Annotated in this window: 11 protein-coding genes; 5 read left to right on the top strand and 6 right to left on the bottom strand. The window is 72.0% G+C overall.

The window, feature by feature from the left end:
- Positions 1–14: 14 nt before the first annotated feature.
- Genes iolD through iolC form a run of 3 tightly spaced genes read right to left on the bottom strand, consistent with a single transcriptional unit; the run spans position 15 to position 3,774 of the window.
- The gene (iolD, locus tag ABT034_RS00805; RefSeq protein ID WP_502972763.1) at positions 15–1,883 is read right to left on the bottom strand and encodes a 3D-(3,5/4)-trihydroxycyclohexane-1,2-dione acylhydrolase (decyclizing); all 1,869 of its coding nucleotides are present in this window, start codon (positions 1,881–1,883) and stop codon (positions 15–17) included.
- Positions 1,884–1,929: 46 nt separating this feature from the next.
- Positions 1,930–2,775: a 5-deoxy-glucuronate isomerase gene (iolB, locus tag ABT034_RS00800; RefSeq protein WP_351209793.1), complete on the bottom strand. Its 846-nt coding sequence runs from the start codon at positions 2,773–2,775 to the stop codon at positions 1,930–1,932.
- A gap of 9 nt (positions 2,776–2,784) precedes the next feature.
- Positions 2,785–3,774 carry a 5-dehydro-2-deoxygluconokinase gene (iolC, locus tag ABT034_RS00795; protein WP_502972782.1) on the bottom strand — a complete coding sequence of 330 codons (990 nt, stop codon included), beginning with the start codon at positions 3,772–3,774 and terminating at the stop codon, positions 2,785–2,787.
- Between the two features lie 186 nt (positions 3,775–3,960).
- Between iolC and ABT034_RS00790 the strand changes: the two genes are divergently transcribed.
- Together ABT034_RS00790 and ABT034_RS00785 are read left to right on the top strand one after the other, a co-directional pair.
- Positions 3,961–4,926 (top strand): sugar phosphate isomerase/epimerase family protein, encoded by a 966-nt coding sequence (locus tag ABT034_RS00790; protein ID WP_351209789.1) that lies wholly within the window; start codon positions 3,961–3,963, stop codon positions 4,924–4,926.
- A 262-nt stretch (positions 4,927–5,188) separates the two neighbouring features.
- Complete coding sequence (locus ABT034_RS00785) at positions 5,189–5,386, top strand: helix-turn-helix transcriptional regulator (protein ID WP_351209787.1); 198 nt, start codon at positions 5,189–5,191, stop codon at positions 5,384–5,386.
- Positions 5,387–5,453: 67 nt separating this feature from the next.
- Here the strand turns inward: ABT034_RS00785 and ABT034_RS00780 are convergent, their stop codons facing one another.
- Complete coding sequence (locus ABT034_RS00780) at positions 5,454–7,784, bottom strand: MMPL family transporter (RefSeq protein WP_351209785.1); 2,331 nt, start codon at positions 7,782–7,784, stop codon at positions 5,454–5,456.
- Positions 7,785–7,946: 162 nt separating this feature from the next.
- On the opposite strand from ABT034_RS00780, the gene ABT034_RS00775 reads away from it, so the two are divergent.
- Entirely contained in the window at positions 7,947–8,651 is a 705-nt protein-coding gene (locus ABT034_RS00775) for a TetR/AcrR family transcriptional regulator (RefSeq protein ID WP_351209783.1), read from the top strand.
- Here the strand turns inward: ABT034_RS00775 and ABT034_RS00770 are convergent.
- Positions 8,629–9,879, bottom strand: coding sequence for a cation:proton antiporter (locus ABT034_RS00770; protein WP_351209781.1), 1,251 nt, complete (start codon positions 9,877–9,879; stop codon positions 8,629–8,631). The two genes, ABT034_RS00775 and ABT034_RS00770, sit on opposite strands and share 23 nt — an antisense overlap.
- A 193-nt stretch (positions 9,880–10,072) precedes the next feature.
- On the opposite strand from ABT034_RS00770, the gene ABT034_RS00765 reads away from it, so the two are divergent.
- On the top strand, positions 10,073–10,297 hold the full coding sequence (locus ABT034_RS00765; protein WP_351209779.1) for a heavy-metal-associated domain-containing protein: 225 nt from the start codon (positions 10,073–10,075) through the stop codon (positions 10,295–10,297).
- Between the two features lie 72 nt (positions 10,298–10,369).
- Positions 10,370–12,610, top strand: a complete 2,241-nt coding sequence (locus ABT034_RS00760; protein WP_351209777.1) for a heavy metal translocating P-type ATPase — start codon at positions 10,370–10,372, stop codon at positions 12,608–12,610.
- 415 nt (positions 12,611–13,025) lie between these two features.
- On the opposite strand, the gene ABT034_RS00755 is transcribed toward ABT034_RS00760, so the two are convergent.
- The gene (locus tag ABT034_RS00755; RefSeq protein WP_351209775.1) at positions 13,026–14,315 is read right to left on the bottom strand and encodes a citrate synthase; all 1,290 of its coding nucleotides are present in this window, start codon (positions 14,313–14,315) and stop codon (positions 13,026–13,028) included.
- Positions 14,316–14,433: the final 118 nt, after the last annotated feature.

The raw sequence follows: 14,433 nt of genomic DNA, 5'->3' as shown, positions 1-14,433 counted from the left end.
GACGAGTTACTCCTTCAGAGATGGCGGCGTCGGGCGGTGACGTGCCGGTCGTACTCCTCGCGGGCCTTGGCCGCCGACGGGCGGGTCGACGTCTCGGCCACGGGCACATCCCACCACGCCTGGGCCGGGGGCGGGCCCGACACTCTGTCTGCCGTTTCGGTCTCGACGTAGACACATGTGGGAACCGTCGCTTCCCGCGCGTCCGCGAGGGCTTCCCGCAGGTCACGCACGGTGCGGGGGCGCAGCACCCGCATCCCGAGGGAGGCGGCGTTGGCGCCGAGGTCGACGGGGAGCGGCGGTCCGGTGAAGCCCCCGTCGGGGTCACGGTGGCGGTAGTCGGTGCCGAACCGCTCGGCGCCGACCGCCTCCGACAGGCCGCCGATGGAGGCGTAGCCGTGGTTCTGGAGGACGATCAGCCGCAGCGGCAGGCGTTCCTGGACTGCGGTGACGATTTCGGTGGGGTTCATCAGATACGTACCGTCGCCGACGAGCGCCCAGACGGGCCGGCCGGGCGCGGCGAGGAGGACGCCGATGGCCGCCGGGATCTCGTAACCCATGCAGGAGTAGCCGTACTCGACGTGGTACTGGTCCGGTGAGCGGGTCCGCCACAGCTTGTGGAGGTCGCCGGGGAGCGATCCGGCGGCGTTGATCAGGATGTCGGTGCCGTCGACCAGAGTGTCGAGTACGCCGAGTACCTGGGTCTGGGTGGGGCGGGCGTCCTCGTCGGGGACGGCGTAGGCGGCGTCGGCGCGGGTCTGCCAGCGGAGCTTCTCCTCGGCGTACTCGTGCGCGTAGTGCGCGGTGACGTGGTGCGGGTCGAGGAGCGCGTGGAGCTGTTCCAGTCCTTCGCGGGCATCCGCCACGAGCGGGAGCGCGGCCATCTTGTGGGAGTCGAAGGCGGCGATGTTGAGGTTGACGAACCGCAGGTCGGGGTGGCCGAAGAGGGTGCCCGACGCGGTGGTGAAGTCGGTCCAGCGGGTGCCGACGCCGAGGACCACGTCGGCGGTGCGGGCGAGGTGGTCGGCGACGGCGGTGCCGGTGTGGCCGATGCCGCCGACGTCCTGGGGGTGGCCGTGCGGGAGCACTCCCTTGCCGGCCTGGGTGGCGGCGACGGGGATGCCGGTCAGCGTGGCGAAGTCGTGGAGCGCCTCCTCGGCCCCGCTGTACCGGACACCGCCGCCGACGACGATCAGCGGCCGGGTGGCCCGGCCGATCGCCGCGACGGCCGCGTTCAGTTCGTCCTCGTCCGGGGAGGGGCGGCGGACCCGCCAGGTCCGCTCGGCGAAGAACTCCTCCGGCCAGTCGTACGCCTCCGCCTGGACGTCCTGGGGCAGCGCGAGGGTCACCGCGCCGGTCTCCACGGGGTCGGTGAGGACCCGCGTCGCGGCGAGCGCGGCCGGGATCAGGGCCTCGGGGCGCCCGATCCGGTCGAAGTACTTCGAGACGGGGCGCAGGCAGTCGTTGACGGAGACGTCGCCCGCGTACGGGACTTCGAGCTGCTGGAGTACGGGGTCGGCGGGGCGGCCCGCGAAGGTGTCGCCGGGCAGGAGCAGCACCGGCAGGTGGTTGACGGTGGCGAGGGCGGCGCCGGTGACGAGGTTGGTGGCGCCGGGGCCGATGGAGGTGGTGACGGCGTGCGCGGAGAGCCGGTTGCACTGGCGGGCGTAGCCGACGGCGGCGTGCACCATGGCCTGTTCGTTACGGCCCTGGTGGAAGGGCATGCGGGGCTCTTCGAGGAGCGCCTGGCCGATCCCGGCGACGTTCCCGTGGCCGAAGATGCCCCAGGTGGCGGCGAACAGCCGGTGCCGGGCTCCGTCGCGCTCGGTGTACTGGGCGGCGAGGAAGCGCACGAGCGCCTGGGCGACGGTCAGCCGGACGGTCATGCGGATCCCCTGCTCATGCGCGTCCCCTGCTCATGCGTCCCCCTGCTCATGCGTATCCCTCCGTGTGGTCCGGGTGGAAGCAGATCTTCCACTCGCGCTCGGGGCCGGGGCCCGCCATGACGTTGAGGTAGTGGAGGTCGCGGCCCGGCTGGGCGATCGAGGGGCCGTGCCAGCCGTCGGGCACGAGGACGGCGTCGCCGTGGCGCACCTCGGCGAGGAGGTCGGCGCCGCCGGGCCGGGAGGGCGAGATCCGCTGGTAGGCGAGGCCGTTCGGGCCCTCGATCTCGTAGTAGTAGATCTCCTCCAGGACGCACTCGGCGCCGGGGCGGTGCTCGTCGTGCTTGTGCGGCGGGTAGGAGGACCAGTTGCCGCCGGGCGTGACGACCTCGACGGCGATGAGCCGGTCGCAGTCGAAGGCTTCCGCCGAGGCGAAGTTCCGCACCTGGCGGGCGCGGTTGCCGCTGCCCCTGGTCTCGACGGGAACCTCCGGCGCGGGGCCGTAGCGGGCGGGGAGTCGTCGCTCGCACTTCGCTCCTGCCAAAGCGAAGCGGCCTCCCGCACCGGAGGCGATCTGGGCGTGGGCGTCGCGCGGTACATAGGCGAAGTCGCTCACTCCTTCGAACACGCTCGCGCGGCCCAGGAGTTCGAGGATCTCGCCGTCGACGCGCACGCTACAGGCACCGGAGAGGGGAAGCACGACCCATTCGGAATCCCCGCTCTCGAAGGAGTGGATCTCCCCCGGTCCGAGGGCGAGGACGCGCAGGGCGGAGTACGTCCATCCGGCCCGCGCGGGGTCGATGTCGACCGTGTACGGGCCTCGGGCGGCGGTCCCGGCGGGCAGGTGGAGGGAGGGGAGGGACGGGGGTCGGGACGGGGGTCGGTCAGGACTCATGGCGCATCCCTACCCGGTCTCCGGCGGCATGCTGCCGGGCGTGGCGTGGGCCTTCGGCAGGGTGCCGCTGCCCGTGGCGAGGGCTTCGGCGATCTCGGAGGCGTACGGCATGGCGGAGGAGCAGGCGAGACGGCCCGCGACGATCGCCCCGGCGGCGTTCGCTCGGCGCAGGACCGTCTCCAGGTCCCACCCGGCGAGCAGTCCGTCGACGAGCGCCCCGCCGAACGCGTCGCCCGCGCCCAGCCCGTTGACGACGTCCACCGGCAGCGGCGGCACCTCCGCGCACCTCCCGTCGGCGGCCAGCGCGAGGACGCCCCCGGGCCCCTGCTTGACGACGGCGAGCCGGAGGCCGCGCCCGCTGCCGGAGGCGAGGAGGGCGCGGGCGGCCGCGTACGGCTCGCGCTCCCCCGTCGCGACCTCGCACTCGTCGAGGTTGCCGACGGCGACGGTCGCGTGCCGCAGCGCCTCGGTGTAGTACGGGCGGGCCGCCGCCGGGTCCGCCCAGAACATCGGTCGCCAGTCCAGGTCGAGGACCGTCACCTCACGGCCGGACCTGGCGCGCAGCGCCTCCAGGGTCGCGGTGCGGCTCGGCTCGGCGCTCAGGCCGGTGCCGGTCGCCCAGAAGACCCGGGCGGCGCGGATCGCGTCGAGGTCGAGCTCGTGCGGGTGGATCTCCAGGTCGGGCGCCTTGGGCCGCCGGTAGAAGGTGAGCGGGAAGTCGTCGGGCGGGAAGAGGGCGCAGAAGGTGACGGGCGTCGGGTACGCGTCGACCTCGGCCACCCAGCGGTCGTCCACCCCGAAGCCCTTGAGCTCGCGGCGCAGATAGGTGCCGAAGGGGTCGGCGCCGGTACGGGAGACGAGGGCGGTGCGGCGGCCGAGCCGGGCGGCGGCGACGGCCACGTTGGCCGGGGAGCCGCCGAGGAACTTGCCGAAGGTCTCGACCCGGTCGAGCCCGACCCCGGTCTGGAGCGGGTACAGGTCCACGCCGAGGCGCCCCATGGTGATCAGGTCGTACGGCTCCGTCTCCACGCGCCACCTCTCGCGTCCGGCTTCCGCACCCAGGTCTAGCCGTCCGCCCGGAGGCGTGTCAACGATATGTCCGGACATTCGGACGACAGGACCGACCGGATCGGACCGGACCGGCGTGCTTGACGCTGCTCTCGGGCCCCGGCGAAGGTGGCAGGCATGACGAAGCCGTCACCGCAGCCGTCCTCGCCCCTGTCCGCTTCCCCTTCCCCTTCCCTTTCCCCGTCTCCTTCGCCGTCCCGCATCCGGGTCGGCTCCGCCCCGGACTCCTGGGGGGTGTGGTTCCCCGACGATCCCCGGCAGGTGCCCTGGCAGCGCTTCCTCGACGAGGTGTCCGGCGCCGGCTACGAGTGGATCGAACTCGGCCCGTACGGCTATCTGCCCACCGATCCGGCCGTCCTGACGGAGGAGACGTCCCGACGCGGCCTGCGGGTCTCGGCGGGGACGGTCTTCACCGGCCTCCACCGCGGCCCCGAGGTCTGGGACCGCACCTGGGCGCACGTCGCCGAGAACGCGGCCCTGGCGCAGGCGATGGGCGCGGACCAGCTCGTCGTCATCCCGGCGTTCTGGCGGGACGACCGCACGGGCGAGGTCCTGGAGGACCGGACGCTCACCCCGGCCCAGTGGCGGGACCTGACCCGGCTGACCGAGCGCCTCGGCCGGGAGGTGCGTGAGCGGTACGGGCTGCGGATCGTCGTCCATCCGCATGCCGACACCCATCTGGACGGCGAGGAGAGCGTCACCCGGTTCCTCGACGCCACCGACCCGGACGCGGTCTCGCTCTGCCTGGACACCGGGCACTACGCGTACGCGGGCGGGGACAGCGTCAAGCTGATCGAGACGTACGGCGAGCGGATCGGCTACCTCCATCTCAAGCAGGTCGACCCGGAGGTCCTGGCCGGGGTGGTGGCCGAGGGGGTGCCGTTCGGGCCGGCCGTGGCGCGGGGCGTGATGTGCGAACCGCCGTCGGGGGTGCCCGCCCTCGCACCGGTGCTCGCCGCCGCGTCGGCGCTCGACGTGGACCTGTTCGCGATCGTCGAGCAGGACATGTACCCGTGCGAGCCGGACGTCCCGTACCCGATCGCGCTGCGCACCCGGCGCTTTCTTCGCTCCTGCGGCGTGTGACGGGCGCATACCTCCCTGACCAGGGGTGAGGCACGCGGACACGCCGAGGTCCTGTTGCGTCACTTCTGTCACGCGCGTCCCTTCGTCGTCACACATATCTCCGTTATGCGGGTTTTCCGTCACAGGCGCTCGACAGGCGCTCTCCTCCTGTCTGGGGCGGCCGTTGCAGGGGGCACAGGCTCAGTGATCGCCAACGCCCGCCCGCAGCGCCCCCGAACGGCACCCCCGCCGCCGCTGCGTGGTGAGCAGGGAGGTACCAGGCATGACGGACAAGAGGCTCTGGTCGTACAAGGACATCGCCGCGCACATCAAGGTGCAGCCCGACACGGTCCGCTCCTACCGGAAGCACGGACTGCTGCCGGCCCCCGACCAGGTGGAGTCGGGCAAGCCCTACTGGTACGCGGACACGATCCGCGCCTGGGTCGCGAGCCGCCCCGGCAACCGGGGCCGCCGCGACTGACCGCAAGCCTCGGCCGTGGCGAGGGCGCCGGGCCCCGGATCGTCCGGGGGCCCGGCGTCCCGCTTTCTCATCTGCCCAGCGAGACGGCCTCCCGGGGTGCCTCGGCCCCACCGGCTCCACCGGTCGCACCGGTCGCCCCGGACCCCTCGGCCGCCCCGTCCGACTCGCTGATCCCGAACCGGTCGTGGAAGCGGCGCAGCGGGCCCGGGGCCCACCAGGTGAGGCGGCCGGTCAGTTTCATCACGGAGGGGACGAGGAGGCTGCGGACCACCATGGCGTCCATGAGGACGGCGAGGGCGACGCCGAGGCCGAGCATCTTGGTGTTGGTGACGCGGGAGGTGCCTATGGCGACCATGACGACGGCGAGGATCACGGCGGCGGCGGTGATGAGGCCGCCGGTGTGGCGCAGGCCGAAGCGGACGGAGTGCTCGTGGTCGCCGGTGGTGTCGTACTCCTCCTTGATGCGGGAGAGCAGGAACACCCCGTAGTCCATGGAGAGTCCGAAGGCCACGCAGAACATGAGCACCGGCAGGGTGGTCTCGATGTCACCGGTGGGGGTGAAGCCGAGGAGGCCGGAGAGGTGCCCGTCCTGGAAGACCCAGACGACGGCCCCGAACATCGCCGTGAGGCTGAGGGCGTTGAGGACGACGGCCTGGACGGGGATGAGGACGCTGCCGGTGAGCAGGAAGACGAGGACCAGCGTGACGAGGACGATGATCGCCGCCGCCCAGGGCAGCCGCTCGGCGAGGGCGTCCTTGGAGTCGACGAGGACGGCGGCCTGCCCGGTGACGGAGGTCTCGAACGGGGCGGGCACGGACCGGAGTTCACCGACCGTCCGCTGGGCTTCGGCGCCGACGGCCTCCCCCTCGGGCACGACGGTGAAGTAGGCGTGGCCGCTGCCGGTGGTCACCGGTCCTTCTGCCCGTACGACGCCGTCGACGCCGGTGATCAGCTCGCGGTAGGCCGCGTACTGCGCGGGCGTGGCCGGGCCCTCGGCGAGGACGGTGATCCCGCCGCCGGGGTCGCCGGGGAAGCCGTCCCGCAGCTGGTCCTGGACGACCCGGGAGGAGGCGGTGGCGGGCAGCTGGCGGTCGTCGGCGGTGCCGAGCTGCACGCCGAGGAAGGGCAGTCCGAGGAGGACGAGCCCTGCGGTGGTGAGGACGGCGAAGACCGGCGCCCTGCGCATCACGAGCGCGGCCGCCCACGCCCAGCCGGCGCCTTCACGACCGCCGCCGCCGTATCCGCCTCCGTCTCGGCCGCCGTCTCCGTCTCCGTCGAGGGCATCGAGGGCATCGGGGGCGTCCTTGCCGTTACGGCCCCGGCGAAGGAGGCGCCGCAGGTCGAGGGCGTTGACCCGGGGGCCGAGCAGGACGAGGGCCGCCGGGAGCAGGGTGAGCGCGGCGGTCGCGGCGAGCAGGACCACGGCGATCCCGGCGTACGCGAAGGAGCGCAGGAAGTACTGCGGGAAGACCAGCATCGCGGCGAGCGAGACGGCGACGGTCAGGGCCGAGAAGAGCACCGTCCGGCCGGCTGTGCGCAGGGTGGTGCGCACGGCGGTGTACGTGTCGGCCCCGGCGGCGAGCTCCTCGCGGTAGCGGCGGACGACGAACAGGGCGTAGTCGATGGCGAGTCCGAGCCCCAGGGCCGTCGTCAGGTTCTGCGCGAAGACGGACACGTCCGTGAACTCGGTGATGCCGCGCAGGACCGCGTTGGTGCCGAGGATGGCGACGATGCCGACGCCGAGCGGCAGCAGGGCGGCGACGGCGCTGCCGAAGACCATGACGAGCAGGACGAGGGTGACGGGCAGGGCGATCAGCTCGGCCCGCAGCAGATCCTCCTGGATGACCACCTGCATCTCGTGGCGGACGGCGAGAGAGCCGCCGAGGGAGACCTCGACGGGGCCGTGCGCGCCCCGGTACTCGGGGGCGATCCGGTCGAGGACGGCGGCGGCGTCCTTCTCCTCACCGGCGATCCGGGCGGCGATGACGGCCTTCCGGCCGTCCTCGGAGCGGAGGGCGGGCGAGCCGGTCGACCAGTAGGAGCCGACGCCGTCGACGCCCGGTTCGGCGTCGAGCCGCTCGGCGAGCTCGCGGGCCTCGGCGGCGACCGCCGGGGCGTCGACGCCGGTCGGTCCCGCGTCGACGAGCAGGAGCAGATTGGGCTGGGAGCCGGGGAAGCGGCGCTCCAGGGCCTCCGTCGCGTACGTGGATTCGGCGGCCGGGTCCTCCCAGCCTCCGCTGCCCATCCGGTCGGCGACCCCGCCGCCGGCCAGCACGGCGAGGGCGGTGAGGACGAGTGCCACGAGGAGCGTGAGGCGCGGGCGAGCGGTCACGAACCGCGTCCACCCCCCGGCCCCACGCGCGCCCCCACCGGGCGGTGTCTTCTTGACTTCGGCCATGACGAGGTGTCCCCTTCACCTGACCCCTGTGCTCGCTTCCCGGCAGGTCACAGGGGTCGCCCATTGCCATAGACTGGCAAACACGAGCGATCACTCGCGTTTCTCAAGAATGCGAGTGACCTCTCGCATTTGTCAAACGTGTTGAGGAAGCTGGGGACAGTCATGTCCGACGACGTGTCCGACGACCTGGGTGGAGAAGTGTCCGGAGAGGCGTCAGGAGAGCCCAAGCCGCGCCGCCGCCAGGCGCGCGGTGAGCGCCGCATCGCGCAGCTGCTCCAGGCCGCCGCGAACGTCTTCTGCGCGAACGGCTACACGGCGGCGAGCACCAACGCGATCGCGCGCGAGGCCCATGTCTCGCCCGGCACGCTCTACCAGTACTTCCCGAACAAGGAGGCCATCGCGATAGAGCTCGGCGAGCGCCTCCTGCACGAGATGCGGGAGGCCCACGGCCAGGCGTTCACCGCGGCGAACCTCTCCCTGCCGCTGCCCGAGCTGCTCGACGCCGTCGTCGATCCGATGATCGAGTTCAACTGCCAGAACCCCGCCTTCCTCGCCCTCATGCACGGCTCCGAGGTGCCAGGCCGGATCGCCGAGGAGCACGACGCCCTCCACGTCTCGCTGCTCGCCCGGGTGCAGGACGTCCTCGCCCACTACGCCCCCGGGACACCCGCGGAGGACCGCGCCCGCGTCGCCGACATGGCCTTCGCGACCTTCAAGGGCGGCCTCGGGCTCGTGCTCGCCGCGCCCGAGGGGTCCGAGCGCGACGCGACGATCGTCGAGCTCAAGACCGTCCTCCTGCGCTATCTGGCCCCGCTGACCGAGGGGTCGAACACGGCGCCGCCGGTCACCACGTCTCGGACCCGCTGACGGAGCCCCCGGACCTGTCCGCCCCTCCCGACCCCTCCCCCGCCCCAGCTCCCGCCCCCGTCTTCACCCGCGCCCGCAGCTTCAGCGCGAGCAGCGGGAAGACGAGGACGGAGACCATCCCCGCCCCCACGAGCGCCGCCGCCTCGCCCGCCGTCAGCACCTTGTCGTCCACGCCGATGGTGGCGATCGCGACGACGAGCGGCAGCGCGGTGGAGCCGTACAGGACGAGCCCGGTCCGGTCCTCTCGGCCGAGGTCGCGCGGGGCGAGGAACCAGATCGGCCCGCCGCGCACCAGCAGGAACAGCAGCAGGAAGACCGGCAGCAGGAGCAGGGTCCTGCCGCCGTCGAGGAGCGAGTCCAGGTCGAACTCGATCCCGGTGACGACGAAGAAGACGGGGACGAGGAAGCCGAAGCCGACGCCCTCGATCTTCTCCAGGATCCGCGGGCCGGACTCGGGCGCGGCGCCCGTCAGCACGAGCCGGGTGACGAGTCCGGCCGCGAAGGCGCCGAGCAGCACGTCGAGCCCGAGGGCCGTCGACGCGCCGAGCATCAGGGCGAGCAGCAGGAAGACGAACCGGACCGCGAACTGGCCGCTGCTGTCCAGGGTCCTGGCGATGATCTTGGAGAACCACGGCGGGCGCGGCCGCAGCGCCCAGTAGACCGCCCCCGCCGTGAGCGCGGCGAAGACGGCGAGGAGCGCGGTCGACTCGCCGGCGCCGCGCCCGCTCAGGAGCAGCGCCATGGCGATGATCGGGCCGAACTCGCCGACCGCCCCGAAGGCCATGACGACCGAGCCGAACCTGCCGTGGAGGTCGCCCGCGTCCCGGAGCACCGGCAGGACGGTCCCGAGCGCGGTGCTGGTGAGCGCCACGCCGATGAAGACGCCCTTCGCGTATCCGCCGCCGAGCAGGATGCCGGCGGCGAGTCCGAGCACGAGGGCGATCAGCCAGGCCCGGACGGAGCGCCGGAGGGTGTCGCCGCGGACCTTGCCGAACTCGATCTCGTACCCCGCAAGGAAGATCAGCATGGTGAGGCCGAGTTCGGAGAGTCCGTCGATCAGCTCACTCGGACGGGCCCAGCCGAGGACGTCGGGGCCGATGAGGATGCCGAGCAGGATCTCGAAGATGACGAGGGGGACGGGGAGCTTCCGCCCGACCGCGTAGGCGAGCAGCGGCGCCAGGACGGCGATCGCCATGATCAGGATGAGCGTGGTCCCCGAATGCGACATATGGGGTATTTACCATAGGGTTCGGCGGGATGACCCGAAGACGGAGACAGCCCGCCTTCCGGGCCACGATCGAGGCTGCTCGCGCGCCATGACCGAGGCCGGCCGCGCGCCACGACCGGCCCTGACTGGAATTTATACCCCCTAGGGGTATAAATTGGTGGTGTACGGCTCTGACACCCACGAGGAGAACGCCATGTCCGCAGAGACGAAGACCGAGCTCACCACCGTCTACCACGTCAAGGGCATGACCTGCGGCCACTGCGAGGGCGCCGTCTCCGGTGAGATCTCCGAGCTGCCCGGCGTCTCCTCGGTCACGGCCGTCGCCGCCACCGGCCAGGTGACCGTCGTCTCCGCCGCCCCGCTCGACGAGGAGGCCGTGCGGGCCGCCGTCGACGAGGCCGGTTACGAGCTGGTCTGACCGCTCGCCTGCCACCACCCCGCAGGGCCGTACCGTAACCGGGTACGGCCCTGCTCTCGTTTGGAACCGCTCATGACGTCCACGATCACCGAGCTGACGATCGGTGGCATGACCTGTGCCTCCTGCGCCGCCCGTGTCGAGAAGAAACTCAACCGGATGGACGGGGTGACCGCGACGGTCAACTACGCCACCGAGAAGGCACGGGTCGAGCACCCCCCGGAGCTGGCGGTCGACGATCTGATCGCCACCGTCGTCAGGACCGGCTACACCGCTGAGGAACCCCCGCCCCCGGAGCCCGAGCCCGAGCCCGAGCGGCCCGCCCCCGATGGGCCCCGGCCCGAGCCCGCGGAGGACCCCCAGCTCGCCGCCCTCCGGCAGCGGCTCACCGTCACCGCCCTCCTCGCCGCCCCCGTCGTCCTGCTCGCCATGGTCCCGGCGCTCCAGTTCGACAACTGGCAGTGGCTCTCCCTCACGCTCGCCGCCCCCGCCGTCGTCTGGGGCGGGCTGCCCTTCCACCGGGCCGCCCGCACCAACCTCCGGCACGGCGCCGCCACCATGGACACCCTCGTCTCGGTTGGCACCCTCGCCGCCTTCGGCTGGTCGCTCTGGGCCCTCTTCCTCGGCGACGCGGGCATGCCCGGCATGCGGCACGGCTTCGACCTCACCGCCGACCGCTCCGACGGCACCTCCACGATCTACCTGGAGGTCGCGGCCGGAGTCGTCACCTTCATCCTGCTCGGCCGCTACCTGGAGGCCCGCGCCAAACGGAAGGCGGGCGCGGCGCTCCGGGCCCTGATGGAGCTCGGCGCGAAGGACGTGACCGTCCTGCGGCGCGGCACGGAGGTACGGATCCCGGTCACCGCGCTCCGGGCCGGCGACCTCTTCGTCGTACGGCCCGGGGAGAAGATCGCCACCGACGGCACCGTCACCGACGGCGCCTCCGCGGTCGACGCCTCCCTGCTCACCGGCGAGTCACTGCCGCTCGACGTCACCGGGGGCAGCGCCGTCACCGGCGGCTGCGTCAACGTCTCCGGCCGGCTCGTCGTCCGCGCCACCCGGGTCGGCGCCGACACCCAGCTCGCCCGGATGGCGAAGCTCGTCGAGGACGCCCAGAACGGCAAGGCCGAGGTGCAGCGGCTCGCCGACCGGATCTCCGCCGTGTTCGTCCCCGTGGTGCTCCTCATCGCGCTCGGCACCCTCGTCACCTGGCTGCTCGTCACCGACGACCCGACCGCCTCGTTCACCGCCGCCGTCGCCGTCCTGATCATCGCCTGCCCCTGCGCCCTCGGCCTCGCCACCCCGACCGCCCTCCTGGTCGGCACCGGCAGGGGCGCGCAGCTCGGCATCCTCATCAAGGGCCCCGAGGTCCTGGAGTCCACCCGCCGCGTCGACACGGTCGTCCTCGACAAGACCGGGACGGTCACCACCGGCCGGATGCGGCTGGCCGGCGTCCATGTGTACGGGGGGAAGTACGGCACCGACGGCACCGACGAGGTCCGGCTGCTGCGGCTCGCGGGCGCCCTGGAGCACTCCTCCGAGCACCCGGTGGCCCGCGCGGTCGCGGCCGGCGCCGCCGAGCGGTGCGGCCCGCTCCCCGTACCGAAGACCTTCGAGAACGTCCCCGGGCTCGGCGTACGCGGCTCGGTCGACGGCCATCTGGTCCTCGTCGGCCGCGCCGCCCTGCTCACGGCGGAAGGCGTGGAGGTCCCGGCGGGCGCCGCCGGGCCCGGCGCCGTCCACGTCGCCTGGGACGGGGTGGCCAGGGGCACCCTGACCGTCGCCGACACCGTCAAGGACACCAGCGCCGAGGCGGTCGCCCGGCTGCGCGGCCTGGGGCTGCGGCCCGTGCTGCTCACCGGGGACCACCGGGCGGTGGCGGAGGCGGTGGCCGCCGAGGTGGGCATCGGCGAGGTGATCGCGGAGGTGCTGCCCGAGGAGAAGGCCGAGGTGGTCCGGCGGCTCCAGGCGGAGGGCCGGACGGTCGCGATGGTGGGCGACGGCGTGAACGACGCCGCCGCGCTCGCCACCGCGGATCTCGGCCTGGCGATGGGGACGGGTACGGACGCGGCCATCGAGGCGAGCGATCTGACCCTGGTCCGGGGCGACCTGCGGGTCGCGGCCGACGCGATCCGGCTCTCCCGGCGGACCCTGGCGACGATCAGGGGAAACCTGGGCTGGGCCTTCGGCTACAACGTGGCCGCGCTGCCCCTCGCGGCGGCCGGACTGCTCAACCCGATGATCGCGGGCCTGGCCATGGCCCTTTCGTCCGTGTTCGTCGTCTCCAACAGCCTGCGGCTGCGGCGCTTCACGTGAATTCACCCACACGTGACGCACAGGACCTTCACAAGGAGATCTAGATCACAGATATTGGGGGGTAACCATCTGGGCTGTTCGCGAGTCTAAGTGGGCGATGCCGAGAACGTCTTGGGGGACGTTCATTGGGAGGTCTTGGGGGACGTCCCATTGGCAAGCGTTGGCCGGGGGACGTGCACCGGGGAGCTTTGAGCGGCCCTCCCGTACGTACGTACCCCGGCAGACCGCGTCGCGCCCGCCCCGCGCAGCTTCTGCTGACGCCCGGCAGACGCCCGGCCCGGATCCCGTGGGGGGAATCCGCTCCGGGATATGGGAAGCGCCCCGCCCGTCGACCCGTGGGGGGATCGACGGCGGGGCGCTTCCTTCTTTTTCAGGGCTCGCCGCCAGGGGCGCGCCCTCACTCACGGCGAAGCCGCTAGCGGGACTCGACCGGGACGAAGTCGCGGAGGACCTCGCCCGTGTAGATCTGGCGCGGGCGGCCGATGCGGGAGCCCGGCTCCTTGATCATCTCGTGCCACTGGGCGATCCAGCCGGGGAGCCGGCCGAGCGCGAAGAGCACGGTGAACATCTCGGTCGGGAAGCCCATCGCGCGGTAGATCAGACCCGTGTAGAAGTCCACGTTCGGGTAGAGGTTGCGCGAGACGAAGTACTCGTCGGAGAGCGCGTGCTCCTCCAGCTTCAGCGCGATGTCCAGCAGCTCGTCGGACTTGCCGAGGGCCGAGAGGACATCGTGCGCCGCCGCCTTGATGATCTTGGCGCGCGGGTCGAAGGACTTGTACACCCGGTGGCCGAAGCCCATCAGGCGGACGCCGTCCTCCTTGTTCTTCACCTTGCGGATGAAGGAGTCGACATCGCCGCCGTTGGCCTTGATGCCTTCCAGCATCTCCAGGACCGACTGGTTGGCGCCACCGTGCAGGGGACCCCAAAGGGCCGAGATGCCGGCGGAGATCGACGCGAACATGTTCGCCTGCGAGGAGCCGACCAGACGCACGGTGGACGTCGAGCAGTTCTGCTCGTGGTCCGCGTGCAGGATCAGCAGCTTGTCGAGCGCGGCGACGACGACCGGGTCCAGGTCGTACTCCTGCGCCGGCACCGAGAAGGTCATGCGCAGGAAGTTCTCGACGTACCCGAGGTCGTTGCGCGGGTAGACGAAGGGGTGGCCGATCGACTTCTTGTACGCGTACGCCGCGATCGTCGGCAGCTTCGCGAGCAGCCGGATCGTGGAGAGGTGGCGCTGCTCCTCGTCGAACGGGTTGTGGCTGTCCTGGTAGAACGTGGACAGCGCGGAGACCACCGACGACAGCATCGCCATCGGGTGGGCGTCCCGCGGGAAGCCGCGGAAGAAGTTCTTGACGTCCTCGTGGACCAGCGTGTGCTGCGTGATCTCGTTCTTGAAGGTCGCCAGCTCGTCGACCTTGGGCAGCTCACCGTTGATCAGCAGGTACGCCACCTCAAGGAAGGTGGAGCGCTCCGCCAGCTGCTCGATGGGGTAGCCGCGGTACCGCAGGATCCCCTGCTCACCATCGAGGTAGGTGATCGCGGATTTATAGGCGGCGGTGTTGCCGTATCCGCTGTCCAGGGTGACCAGACCGGTCTGGGCTCGGAGTTTCCCGATGTCGAAGCCCTTGTCGCCGACGGTGCTCTCGACCACCGGGTAGGTGTATTCACCGTCCGCGTACCGCAGTACTACAGAGTTGTCGCTCACGTCATCCCTCACCGACGTAGTGCCTCTTCTTCGAGGTGCCCTGACTGTCTCTACCATCCCCCATTTGGCTCAGGAGAGTGCACTCGGGGTCGACCATTGGGCCAATCGGCGGCACTCA

Source organism: Streptomyces sp. NPDC002773 (assembly GCF_040295605.1).
GTDB lineage: Bacteria > Actinomycetota > Actinomycetes > Streptomycetales > Streptomycetaceae > Streptomyces.
This window is presented reverse-complemented; position numbering and strand designations above follow the sequence as displayed.

Bases quoted from the DNA above. Each gene is read 5' to 3' on its own strand.
- iolD (WP_502972763.1), bottom strand. From the start codon at position 1,883: ATGACCGTCCGGCTGACCGTCGCCCAGGCGCTCGTGCGCTTCCTCGCC.
- iolB (WP_351209793.1), bottom strand. From the start codon at position 2,775: ATGAGTCCTGACCGACCCCCGTCCCGACCCCCGTCCCTCCCCTCCCTC.
- iolC (WP_502972782.1), bottom strand. From the start codon at position 3,774: ATGGGGCGCCTCGGCGTGGACCTGTACCCGCTCCAGACCGGGGTCGGG.
- ABT034_RS00790 (WP_351209789.1), top strand. From the start codon at position 3,961: ATGACGAAGCCGTCACCGCAGCCGTCCTCGCCCCTGTCCGCTTCCCCT.
- ABT034_RS00785 (WP_351209787.1), top strand. From the start codon at position 5,189: ATGACGGACAAGAGGCTCTGGTCGTACAAGGACATCGCCGCGCACATC.
- ABT034_RS00780 (WP_351209785.1), bottom strand. From the start codon at position 7,784: ATGGCCGAAGTCAAGAAGACACCGCCCGGTGGGGGCGCGCGTGGGGCC.
- ABT034_RS00775 (WP_351209783.1), top strand. From the start codon at position 7,947: ATGTCCGACGACGTGTCCGACGACCTGGGTGGAGAAGTGTCCGGAGAG.
- ABT034_RS00770 (WP_351209781.1), bottom strand. From the start codon at position 9,879: ATGTCGCATTCGGGGACCACGCTCATCCTGATCATGGCGATCGCCGTC.
- ABT034_RS00765 (WP_351209779.1), top strand. From the start codon at position 10,073: ATGTCCGCAGAGACGAAGACCGAGCTCACCACCGTCTACCACGTCAAG.
- ABT034_RS00760 (WP_351209777.1), top strand. From the start codon at position 10,370: ATGACGTCCACGATCACCGAGCTGACGATCGGTGGCATGACCTGTGCC.